Genomic DNA, 11,814 nt, shown 5'->3' with positions numbered 1-11,814 from the left:
TCAGAAGTAGCCTTCGCGCTTGCGGTCTTCCATGGCGGCCTCGGACATCTTGTCGTCGGCCCGGGTGGCGCCGCGCTCGGTGAGGCGGGTGGCGGCGATCTCGGCGATGACCTTCTCGATGGTGTCGGCGTCGGAGTCGACGGCGCCGGTGCAGGACATGTCGCCGACGGTGCGGTAGCGCACCATGCGGGTCTCGACGCGCTCGCCCTGCTTGGCGCCGCCCCAGTCGCCGGGGGCGAGCCACATGCCGCTGCGGAGGAAGACCTCGCGGCGGTGCGCGTAGTAGATCTCCGGGAGCACGATCTTCTCGCGGGCGATGTACTGCCAGACGTCCAGCTCGGTGAAGTTGGACAGCGGGAAGACCCGGACGTGCTCGCCGACGGCGTGCTTGCCGTTGTAGAGCTGCCACAGCTCGGGGCGCTGGCGGCGCGGGTCCCAGCCGCCGAACTCGTCGCGCAGGGAGAAGATGCGCTCCTTGGCGCGGGCCTTCTCCTCGTCGCGCCGGCCGCCGCCGAAGACGGCGTCGTAGCGGGCCTCCTCGATGGCCCGCAGCAGCGGCACGGTCTGCAGCGGGTTGCGGGTGCCGTCGGCGCGCTCCTTGAGCTCGCCGCGGTCGATGAAGTCCTGGACGGAGGCGACGTGCAGCCGCAGGTTGTGCTGTGCGGCGACGCGGTCGCGGTACTCCAGGACCTCGGGGAAGTTGTGTCCCGTGTCCACGTGCAGGAGCGCGAACGGCGGCGGCGCGGGCGCGAACGCCTTCAGCGCCAGGTGGAGCATCACGATGGAGTCCTTGCCGCCGGAGAAGAGAATCACCGGACGCTCGAACTCACCCGCGACCTCGCGGAAGATGTGCACCGCCTCCGACTCCAGCACGTCCAGGTGGGGCAACTGGAAGTCCTGGGCGGTGGCCTGCCCGAACTGGCTCATGCGAGACCTCGTTCCACCAGTGCGGCGTGAAGCATCGCCGCGGATTCTTCGACACTCTGCTCGTGTGTGGGGATGCGCAGATCGGGGGCCGCGGGCGGCTCGTACGGGTCGTCCACGCCGGTGAGGCCGGAGATCTCGCCGGCCGCCTGCTTGGCGTAGAGGCCCTTCACGTCGCGCTCGGCGCAGACGTCGACGGGCGTCGCCACGTGCACCTCCACATACGTCGTACCCTCCGTCTGGTGGCGCTTGCGCACGGCCTCGCGGCTGTCCGCGTACGGGGCGATCACCGGCACGAGGACCTTCACGCCGTGCGACGCGAGCAGTTCGGCGACGAAGCCGATGCGCTGCACGTTCGTGTCGCGGTCCTCCCGCGAGTAACCGAGGCCGGCGGTGAGGAATTCCCGGATCTCGTCGCCGTCCAGGAGCTCCACCCGGTGGCCGGCGGCCCGGAGCCGTTCGCCGAAGGCGCGCGCCAGCGTCGTCTTGCCGGCGCTGGGCAGGCCGGTGAGCCAGATCGTGGCGCCGCGCGCGTGTACGTCGTCGGCGCCGGGTGCGTTGTCAGGCACTCCCACTCCCGTGAATCTCCTCGAACAGTGCCTCCCACTGCGGATGGACCGCCTCGGGAGTGTAGGAGCGCGACGTCTGCAGTGCCGCCGCTCCCATGTCGGCCCGCAGGCCCTCGTCGTCCATGAGCTGTCCCATGGCCTCGGCGAGCCCGTCCACGTCCTTGCGGCGCACCAGCAGGCCGTCCTTCCCGTGGGTGAGCACGTCGGCGGGGCCCGTCGGACAGTCGAAGCTCACCACGGGGAGTCCGTGGGTCATCGATTCGATCATCACCATGGGCAAACCCTCGAACCGCGAGCTGAGCACATAAAAGGACGCTCTCGCAAGTTCGTCGTCCAGTTTGTGCGTGTGCCCCATCAGAAAGACGTGGTTGTAGAGGTGGTTCTCGTTGATCAGACGGCGCAGCTCGGCCTTCTTCTCGCCGGTGCCGAAGATACGCAACTGCCAGTCGGGGAACTTCTCCACGAGCTGCGCCCACGCCGGGATCAGCATGTCGAAGCCCTTCTGCGGGAAGAGCCTGCCGGCGGCCACGGCGATGTGGTTGGCGTAGGTGGTGAGCTTCTTCTCCCCGGTGTGCACGGCGTTGGGGATGCGCACGACGCGGGTGTCGGGGAGCAGCTCCTGGTAGTCCTCGCGGTCACCGTGGGTGAGGACGGCGACGGCGTCGAAGCGGGGGTACTCGCGCTGGATGGCGGCGCGGATGTCCGCCGGGTGCGTGCCCAGGTTCATGTGCTCCTGGGCGATCTTCCGGCAGGAGCGGGGCGTGAACCTGGCCGTCAGGAAGTTCAGCCCGGGGCGGGTCGGGACGATCACGGCGTCGCTCTGCCGCTCCAGCCAGCCGATGACGGTGTCCTCGATGTGGCGGTTGTAGCGCTCGTACGCGAACTCCCCGGGCGGGATGTGCCGGGGCGGCTGGCCCTCCCGCTCGACGCGCTTCTCCGCGGCCCGGGGGCCCGCCGCGGCCAGCTCCGCCTCGCGGGCGCCGGGGCGCTGGTCCACCAGGGTGGTGACGGTGACGTCGGGGTGGAGGGGGAAGTGAGGCTCGTCGCGGCCGCGCTGCATGCTGGCGATCTCGACGTCGTGGCCCGCGGCGGCCATGGAACCGGCCTGGTTGAACACGGTGCGGATGGTCCCGCCCGTGCCGTAGGCGTGCATCAGCAGATAGCGGATCTTCATGAGGCCGGCAGTACCTCGACGGAGAGGTTGTCCTTGATCGTGTAGTACGGCTTGACCTCGACGTCGGCGCCGTCGACCTGGGCGGGCTGGCCGGGGAAGACCATGATGTTCTTCTTGCCGGTGATCCCGTCGAGGTGGCGGCCCGCGCGCAGCCGGACCTCCGCGTCGCCCTCGCCGGCGGCCAGGTGGATGTCCCACTGGGCCGGGGTCGAAAGACCCGCGGGCGTCAGGTCGGCCACGGGCACGGTGACGTCGAAGCCGCCGTCCGACAGCTCCGCCGGGTAGCGCAACTGCTGGTCCTCGTGGTCGCGCCGGACGAGGAGCACCGTCCAGGGGCCGTCGCCGCCCTCGGGGACGCCGTGCAGGCTGCCGGTGAGGCGTACGGCGCCGTCGCGGGGCCAGACCTCCGCGATCTCGGCGTGCGGCTCGCGGGCGGCGGCCGTGGCCGCCGTGGTGTCCGGCCCCTGGCCCGCGAGGTAGCCCCAGGCGGCGCTGATCTCACGCAGCGGCTCGGGGATCTCCTTCTCGGAGGGCAGCGCGCGGCCGGCCTGCACCTGGCCGCTGCGGATCTTGTCCTTCCAGTCGCCCAGGCCCTTCTTGTAGCTGGTCTGGGTCTGGGAGCCGTAGTCGAGCATGCCCGGCTCGAAGTCGATCTCCAGGTAGGAGCAGATGGCCTTCATGGCGGACTCGGGGTCGTCGGTCAGCTCCTCGTAGCGCACGACGTGTCCCGGCAGGGCCTGGCGGGCGCGTTCGGTGGCGCGCATGTAGCGCAGCGCGTCGAGGGCGGCCTCCTCCTCGGTGCGCTTCTCCGGGTCGGCCTCGTACCAGGAGCGGGCGATGGAGGCGGGGTGGCGGAGCAGGAAGATGAAGCGGGCGTCGGGCCAGCAGGCGGCGATGCGCTTGTACGCGAAGGTGTTGCTGGGCGTCTTCTCCACCAGGAAGTCCTTGCCGGAGCGGACCAGCTCGCGGTGGAGCACCCGGTCCCAGATCAGGTGCTCCAGGTCGCCGCGCTCCAGGCCCAGCTCCGCCATGGCGCGCTCGGCGAGCTTGGTGCTGGCGTTGACCTCCAGCCGGCGGAAGTGGAGCTCGTGCGCCGAGTGCAGACGCGAGTGCGCGTTGAGGAGCAGGCGCAGCAGGGTGGAGCCGGAGCGCACCGGCGACATGATGAACACGGGCCGCCGGAGCAGCCGGTCGACTTCGGGATCCTCCGGGGGGCGGTACGCGACCTGCGTGGCCGGTTTCGGCTCGGCGGGCTCCTTGGCCCCGGCGGATTTCGGGGCAGGCACGTGCGGCAGCCCGGCCTTACGGATCTCGAAACCCGTGGTTGCGCCGAGCTTGTGATTCAGCTTCCGGAGGAGGTTCATGCGCCCCGAGGCTAGAAGGCGTTTGTGAGACGGGCAACGTACCCGAGCGGCATGTTCACTAAACGTGCAGGTCATAGCCAGTTTGATTGATGCGGCGTGGCGCTGGTCACAGCGCCCTCGGACGGCCCGCGCAGACCTGCGGCGTCCCGTACGGAGCACTGCTTCGCACCGCCCGGACGGGTGAATTCCGCACGGGGCGTCGGCGCCACCAGGGGTGAGGGGGTGCTGAGAACCCTGAGAGCGGGATGAGAGGGACGGGTCCCGGGGGCGGTGCGTCTGAGCGTAGTGGGTGAGCGGTTCTCATGAGCTTCTCATCCCCGGGTCCGTGCCGCGCGCCGCGGTCGCCGCCGTGATCCCGGCCGGCCGCGGGTCAGGCGTCGCGCAGCAGGCAGGTGAGCCGTGCGGTGCACACCCGGCGGCCCTCCTCGTCGCTGACGACGATCTCGTACGTCGCGGTGGACCGGCCGCGGTGCACCGGCGTGGCCACGCCCGTGACCACGCCGGAGCGCGCGCCCCGGTGGTGGGTGCAGTTGAGGTCGACGCCGACCGCGAGCTTCGCCGGGCCGCCGTGCAGCATCGCGCCGACGGAGCCGAGCGTCTCGGCGAGCACGGCGGAGGCGCCGCCGTGCAGCAGCCCGTAGGGCTGGGTGTTGCCCTCCACCGGCAGGGTGCCCACGACCCGCTCGGGCGCCGCTTCCAGCACCCTGAGGCCCATGCGCTGCCCGAGGGCGCCGGCGGAGAAGAGCTTCTCCAGGTCGACGCCGACGCCGGCGAACTCGTCGAGGATCTCCTGGGGGAACTTCGTCGTGGTGTGCTCGCCCATGGGCGCCGGCTCCGTCCTTTACGCCGTCGTGTCGGGCTCCACCGTAGACGCGGCCTTCTCCAGCCTGACCACCAGGGACTTGCTCGTGGGGGTGTTGCTCGTGTCCGCGGTGGAGTCCAGCGGCACCAGCACGTTGGTCTCCGGGTAGTACGCGGCCGCGCAGCCGCGGGCCGTCGGGTAGTGCACGACGCGGAAGCCGTCCGCGCGCCGCTCGACGCCGTCGTGCCACTCGCCGACGATGTCCGCGTACGCCCCGTCGGCGAGTCCGAGGGCGGCGGCGTCGTCGGGGTGGACGAGGACGACACGCCGGCCGCCGCGCACGCCCCGGTAGCGGTCGTCCAGGCCGTAGATCGTGGTGTTGTACTGGTCGTGGCTGCGCAGCGTCTGCAGCAGCAGCCGCCCCTCGGGCACCTGCGGGTACGTCACGGGGCCGGCGGTGAAGTTGGCCTTGCCGGTGCTCGTGGGGAAGCGGCGCTCGTCGCGCGGGGCGTGCGGGAGGGTGAAGCCGCCGGGGCGGCGGACGCGGGCGTCGAAGTCGTCGAAGCCGGGCACCACGCGCGCGATGCGGTCGCGGATGCGTGCGTAGTCCCCGCCGAACTCCTCCCAGGGTGTGGCGCTGTCCGCCCCCAGCACCGCGCGGGCGAGCCGGCACACGATCGCGACCTCGGACAGCAGCGCGTCGCTCGCGGGCGCGAGCCGGCCGCGGGAGGCGTGCACGACGCCCATGGAGTCCTCGACGGTCACGAACTGCTCGTGGCCGCGGCCGTCGGGCCCCGGCTGCCGGTCGCGCTCGGTGCGGCCCAGGGTGGGCAGGATGAGGGCGCGGGCGCCGGTGACGACGTGGCTGCGGTTGAGCTTGGTCGAGACGTGCACGGTCAGCCGGGCGCGGCGCATCGCGGCCTCGGTGACCTCGGTGTCGGGCGAGGCGGAGACGAAGTTGCCGCCGAGGGCGAAGAAGACCTTGGCGTCGCCGTCGCGCAGCGCGCGGATGGCGCGTACGACGTCGTAGCCGTGGCGGCGGGGCGGGGCGAACCCGAACTCCTTCTCCAGGGCGTCCAGGAAGGCGGGTGCGGGCCGTTCGAAGATGCCCATGGTGCGGTCGCCCTGGACGTTGCTGTGGCCGCGCACGGGGCAGACGCCGGCGCCGGGGCGGCCGATGTGCCCGCCGAGGAGCAGGAGGCTGACGATCTCCTTGATGGTGGGCACCGCGTGCTTGTGCTGGGTGAGGCCCATGGCCCAGCAGACGACGATCCGGTCGGCGGCGAGCACCAGGTCGGCGGCGCGGTCGAGGTCGGCGGCGGTCAGGCCGGTGGCGCGCTCGGCGTCCGCGTCGGCGTAGGCCCGGGCGGCGGCCGCGTACTCCTCGTAGCCGTGGGTGTGCTCCGCGACGAACTCCTCGTCGACGGCCTTCGCGCCGGAGTCGTGCGCGGCGAGGACGCGGCGGGCCAGGGCGCGGAAGAGCGCCTGGTCGCCGCCGACGCGGACCTGGAGGAACAGGTCGGTCAGCGCGGTGCCGCCGCGCGCGAGGCCGCGTACCGTCTGGGGGTTCTTGAACCGGACCATGCCGGGCTCGGGCAGCGGGTTGACGGTGATGATGCGGGCGCCGTCGTCCTTGGCGCGCTCCAGTGCCGTGAGCATGCGCGGGTGGTTGGTGCCCGGGTTCTGCCCGGCGACGATGATCAGGTCGGCCCGGTGCAGGTCGTCGAGCAGGACGCTGCCCTTGCCGACGCCGAGGGTCTCGGTGAGCGCGGAGCCGGACGACTCGTGGCACAGGTTCGAGCAGTCCGGCAGGTTGTTGGTGCCGAACTCGCGGGCGAAGAGCTGGTAGAGGAACGCGGCCTCGTTGCTCGTGCGCCCGGAGGTGTAGAAGACCGCCTCGTCGGGCGAGTCGAGGGCGGTCAGTTCCTCGGCGATGATCGCGAACGCCCGCTCCCAGGAGACCTGCTCGTAGGTCTCGGCACCCTCGGCGAGGTACACGGGGTGGGTGAGGCGGCCCTGCTGGCCCAGCCAGTAGCCGCTGCGGCCGGCGAGGTCGGCGACGGGGTGCGCGGCGAAGAAGCCGGGGGTGACGCGGCGCAGCGTCGCCTCCTCGGCGACGGCCTTGGCGCCGTTCTCGCAGAACTCGAAGGTGTGCGGCCGGTCCGGCTCCGGCCAGGCGCAGCCGGGGCAGTCGAAGCCGTCCCGCTGGTTGACGCGCAGCAGGGTGCGGGCCGTGCGCCGTACGCCCATCTGTTCCTGTCCGCTGCGCAGCGCGTGCGCGACGGCGGCGGCGCCGACGGCCGACTGCTGGGGACCGGTGACCTCGGGGGCGTCCTGCACGGGGTCGCCGACGGGCGGTTTGCCGGCCATGGCGGTCACCCTTTCTCGTGTCGGGCGTACGGGACCGATCCTGCCATGCCGCACCGTCACGGCTCCGTTGTCGGTGCGGCATGGCAGGATCGGATCCGTGGCTGAGAACGCATCGAAACCCCCTGACCCCCGCAGCCCCGGCAGCCCCCGCCTGATGCTGCTGGACGGACATTCCCTGGCATACCGGGCGTTCTTCGCGCTGCCCGCGGAGAACTTCTCCACCACCAGCGGGCAGGTCACCAATGCGATCTACGGCTTCACGTCGATGCTGTCGAACACGTTGCGTGACGAGGCGCCGACGCACCTGGCCGTCGCCTTCGACGTCTCGCGCAAGACCTGGCGCAGCGCGGAGTTCGCGGAGTACAAGGCGAACAGGTCGTCGACGCCCGACGACTTCCGGGGCCAGGTCGAGCTGATCGGCGAGCTGCTCGACGCGATGAACGTGCCGCGCTTCGCCGTCGAGGGCTTCGAGGCGGACGACGTGATCGCCACGCTGGCCACGCAGGCCGAGGCGGCGGGGTTCGAGGTGCTGATCGTCACCGGCGACCGGGATTCCTTCCAGCTCGTCTCCGACCACGTGACGGTGCTGTATCCCACCAAGGGCGTCTCCGAGCTGACCCGCTTCACCCCGGAGAAGGTCGAGGAGCGGTACGGCCTGACGCCCGCGCAGTACCCGGACTTCGCCGCCCTGCGCGGCGACCCCTCCGACAACCTGCCGGGCATCCCGGGCGTCGGCGAGAAGACCGCGGCCAAGTGGATCAGGCAGTTCGGGTCGTTCGCTGAGCTGGCCGAGCGGGCCGAGGAGGTCAAGGGCAAGGCCGGGCAGAACCTGCGCGACCATCTGGACGCGGTGAAGCTCAACCGCCGGCTCACCGAGCTGGACCGCACCGTCGAGCTGCCGGCCCGGCCCGAGGCTCTGGAGCGCAGGCCGTACGACCGGACGTCGCTCCAGGTCGTCATGGACGCGCTGGAGTTCCGCAACCCGAACTTCCGCGAGCGGCTGTTCAACGCCGACCCGGGCGCCGCCGAGGCGGAGGCCGAGCCCGAGCCGGGCGTGCAGGTGGACGGCCGGGTGCTGGAGACCGGCGAGCTGGCGCCGTGGCTCGCCGAGCACGGCTCGGGCCCGCTCGGCGTGGCCACCGTCGGCACCTGGCAGCTCGGCGTCGGCAGCGTCACCGAAGTCGCGCTGGCCACCGCCGGGGGGCCGGCCGCGTGGTTCGACCCGGCCCGGCTGGACGCGGCGGACGAGGGAGCGTTCGCGGGCTGGCTCGCGGACGCCGCCAGCCCCAAGACGGTCCACGACGCCAAGAGCGCCATGCGCGTCTTCGCCGAGCACGGCTGGACGGTCGAGGGCGTGGCGATGGACACCGCCCTGGCCGCCTATCTGGTCACCCCCGGCCGGCGCACCTTCGCGCTCGACGCGCTGTCGATCGCCTACCTGGGCCGCGAGTTGGAGCCCCCGGCCGCCGACGGGCAGCTCGAGCTGGGCCTCGACGGCGAGGAGGGCGACCAGGAGGCGGCCGAGCGGGACGCGCTGATGCGCACGGCCCGTACGGTCCTGGACCTCGGCGAGGCGCTGTCGGAGAAGCTGGCGCAGGTCGGCGCGGCGGAGCTGCTGCGCGACATGGAGCTGCCGGTCTCCGCGGTGCTGGCCGGGATGGAGCGGGCCGGCGTCGCCGTCGACCGGGCCCATCTGGAGGCCATGGAGGAGCAGTTCGCCGGCGCCGTGCAGCAGGCCGTCCGGGAGGCGCACGACGCGGTGGGGCACGAGTTCAACCTCGGCTCGCCCAAGCAGTTGCAGGAGGTCTTCTTCGGCGAACTGGGCCTGCCGAAGACCAAGAAGACCAAGACGGGCTACACCACGGACGCCGACGCGCTGGCCTGGCTGGCCACCCAGACCGACCACGAGCTGCCGGTCATCATGCTGCGCCACCGCGAGCAGGCCCGGCTGCGCTCCACCGTCGAGGGCCTGATCAAGACCATCGCGGCGGACGGCCGGATCCACACCACGTTCAGCCAGACCGTCGCCGCCACCGGCCGGCTCTCCTCCACGGACCCGAACCTGCAGAACGTGCCCATCCGCACGGACGAGGGCCGGGCGATCCGGCGCGGCTTCGTCGTCGGCGCGGGGTACGAGTCGCTCCTGACCGCCGACTACAGCCAGATCGAGCTGCGTGTGATGGCCCATCTGTCGGAGGACGAGGGCCTGATCGAGGCGTTCGCCTCCGGCGAGGACCTGCACGACACCGTCGCCTCGCAGGTGTTCGCAGTCCCCCGCACCGAGGTCGAGGCCGAGATGCGGCGGAAGATCAAGGCGATGTCGTACGGGCTGGCCTATGGGCTGTCCGCGTTCGGCCTCTCGCAGCAGCTCGGCATCGAGGCGGCCGAGGCCCGCAAGCTGATGGAGAACTACTTCGAGCGCTTCGGCGGCGTACGGGACTATCTGCGCCGCGTGGTGGACGAGGCCCGGGCGACGGGCTACACGGAGACGATGTTCGGCCGCCGCCGGTATCTCCCCGACCTGAACAGCGACAACCGCCAGCGGCGCGAGATGGCCGAGCGGATGGCGCTCAACGCGCCGATCCAGGGCACGGCGGCGGACATCGTGAAGCTCGCGATGCTGCGGGTGGACCGGGCGCTGACGGCGGCGTCGCTGCAGACGCGGCTGCTGCTGCAGGTGCACGACGAAGTCGTGCTGGAGGTGGCGCCGGGCGAGCGCGAGAGCGTGGAGGAGCTGGTGCGGCGCGAGATGGCCGGCGCGGTGGCCCTGCGGGCGCCGCTGGACGTGGCGGTGGGCGTGGGGGCGGACTGGGAGTCGGCCGCCCACTGAGCGCCTCTCCCCCGGCGCGGGCAGGAAACCGCAGTCCGCGGCGGTCGGTTGCGTGGGAGCCGCAGGACTGTCGCTCCGCCGAAGGCACGGAGGCGCGCGGGTGCCGCTCAGCCGGGTGGGAACGAGCGCTCGCCGGTGCCGGGGCGCGAGCAGGCACGTGCCTGCCGCGGCGCGTACCGCGCCGCCTGCGGCGGGCGGACGCGGCGTGGTGCAGGAGCGCGAGCCGGCGCCGGCGCGATTCTCGTTCCGCCCGGCCGTCTCCGACGCGGGCGACCGGACCCCGTCCCGTCAGCTTGCGGGGTCGTCCTCGCCGATGTGGTGGACGCGGACGAGGTTGGTCGAGCCCGGGATGCCGGGCGGGCTGCCGGCGGTGATCACGACCACGTCGCCCTCGCGGCAGCGGCCGATCTTCAGCAACTGCTCGTCGACCTGCGCCACCATCTCGTCGGTCGTCTGCACCATCGGGCCGAGGAACGTCTCCACGCCCCACGTCAGGTTGAGCTGGCTGCGCGTCGCCGGGTCCGGGGTGAAGGCCAGCACCGGGATCGGCGAGCGGTAGCGCGACAGCCGCCGCACGGTGTCGCCGGACTGCGTGAACGCCACCAGATAGCGCGCTCCGAGGAAGTCGCCGATCTCCGCCGCCGCGCGCGCCACCGCGCCGCCCTGCGTGCGCGGCTTGCTGCGCTCGGTCAGCGGCGGCAGGCCCTTGGCGAGCATCTCCTCCTCGGCCGCCGCGACGATCCGGCCCATCGTCCGCACCGTCTGGATCGGGTACTTGCCGACGCTCGTCTCGCCGGACAGCATCACCGCGTCCGTGCCGTCCATCACCGCGTTGGCGACGTCGGACGCCTCCGCGCGCGTCGGCCGGGACGCCTCGATCATCGATTCGAGCATCTGCGTGGCGACGATGACCGGCTTGGCGTTCCGCTTGGCGAGCTTCACCGCCCGCTTCTGCACCATCGGCACCTGCTCCAGCGGCATTTCCACGCCGAGGTCGCCGCGGGCCACCATGAGCCCGTCGAAGGCGTCGACGATGCCGTCCAGGTTCTCGACCGCCTGCGGCTTCTCCACCTTGGCGATCACCGGGACCCGCCGGCCCTCCTCGTCCATGATCCGGTGGACGTCGCGGACGTCCTGCCCGGAGCGTACGAAGGACAGCGCGATGACGTCCGCGCCCGTGCGCAGCGCCCAGCGCAGGTCGTCGCGGTCCTTGTCGGAGAGCGCGGGGACGGAGACGGCGACGCCGGGCAGGTTGAGGCCCTTGTTGTCGGAGACCATGCCGCCCTCGATGACGATGGTGCGGACCCGGGGCCCGTCCACGGCGGTCACCTCCAGGGTGACGCGGCCGTCGTCGACGAGGATCCGCTCGCCCCGCGCGACGTCGGCGGCCAGCCCGGGGTACGTCGTGCCGCAGCACTGGCGGTCGCCTTCGACGGGCTCGACGCTGATGGTGAATTCATCGCCCCGTTCGAGAAATACAGGACCTTCCCGGAAGGTGCCCAGACGGATCTTCGGGCCCTGAAGGTCGGCGAGCACGCCGACGCTGCGCCCCGTTTCGTCCGCGGCCTTCCGCACCCGTGCGTAGCGCTCTTCGTGCTCAGCGTAAGTGCCATGGCTGAGATTGAACCTGGCGACGTCCATTCCCGCCTCGACCAAGCCCTTGATCTGGTCGTATGTGTCGGTCGCGGGACCCAGGGTGCAGACAATCTTCGCTCGGCGCATGCTTTCGACTCTATGACTTACCGGCAGGTAGGGAACCGGGTATCGGTCATTCCCCAACG

8 protein-coding genes are annotated in these 11,814 nt (G+C 71.9%); 1 reads left to right on the top strand and 7 read right to left on the bottom strand.

What is annotated here, in order from left to right; translation table 11 throughout:
• The 6 genes from cysD to O7599_RS31340 form a co-directional block, all read right to left on the bottom strand.
• Window positions 1-927 carry a sulfate adenylyltransferase subunit CysD gene (gene cysD, locus O7599_RS31365; protein ID WP_281618984.1) on the bottom strand — a complete coding sequence of 309 codons (927 nt, stop codon included), beginning with the start codon at window positions 925-927 and terminating at the stop codon, window positions 1-3.
• A complete protein-coding gene (gene cysC / locus O7599_RS31360; RefSeq protein ID WP_281618983.1) occupies window positions 924-1,493 on the bottom strand; it encodes an adenylyl-sulfate kinase in 570 nt (189 codons plus the stop codon). Before cysC ends, cysD begins: the two co-directional genes overlap by 4 nt.
• Complete coding sequence (locus tag O7599_RS31355; protein WP_281618982.1) at window positions 1,486-2,667, bottom strand: glycosyltransferase family 4 protein; 1,182 nt, start codon at window positions 2,665-2,667, stop codon at window positions 1,486-1,488. The genes cysC and O7599_RS31355 overlap by 8 nt, the downstream gene beginning before the upstream one ends.
• Window positions 2,664-4,031, bottom strand: coding sequence for a sulfotransferase (locus tag O7599_RS31350; protein WP_281618981.1), 1,368 nt, complete (start codon window positions 4,029-4,031; stop codon window positions 2,664-2,666). The genes O7599_RS31355 and O7599_RS31350 overlap by 4 nt, the downstream gene beginning before the upstream one ends.
• A gap of 370 nt (window positions 4,032-4,401) precedes the next feature.
• Complete coding sequence (locus O7599_RS31345) at window positions 4,402-4,854, bottom strand: hotdog fold thioesterase (protein WP_281618980.1); 453 nt, start codon at window positions 4,852-4,854, stop codon at window positions 4,402-4,404.
• Window positions 4,855-4,872: 18 nt separating this feature from the next.
• Window positions 4,873-7,203: an FdhF/YdeP family oxidoreductase gene (locus O7599_RS31340; RefSeq protein WP_281618979.1), complete on the bottom strand. Its 2,331-nt coding sequence runs from the start codon at window positions 7,201-7,203 to the stop codon at window positions 4,873-4,875.
• A gap of 154 nt (window positions 7,204-7,357) precedes the next feature.
• Between O7599_RS31340 and polA the strand changes: the two genes are divergently transcribed.
• Window positions 7,358-10,033, top strand: a complete 2,676-nt coding sequence (gene polA, locus O7599_RS31335; protein WP_281623592.1) for a DNA polymerase I — start codon at window positions 7,358-7,360, stop codon at window positions 10,031-10,033.
• Window positions 10,034-10,321: 288 nt separating this feature from the next.
• Here the strand turns inward: polA and pyk are convergent, their stop codons facing one another.
• A complete protein-coding gene (gene pyk / locus O7599_RS31330) occupies window positions 10,322-11,755 on the bottom strand; it encodes a pyruvate kinase (protein WP_281618978.1) in 1,434 nt (477 codons plus the stop codon).
• Between the last annotated feature and the right edge of the window lie 59 nt (window positions 11,756-11,814).

It is taken from the genome of Streptomyces sp. WMMC500 (genome assembly GCF_027497195.1).
Classification (GTDB): Bacteria; Actinomycetota; Actinomycetes; order Streptomycetales; family Streptomycetaceae; genus Streptomyces.
This window is presented reverse-complemented; position numbering and strand designations above follow the sequence as displayed.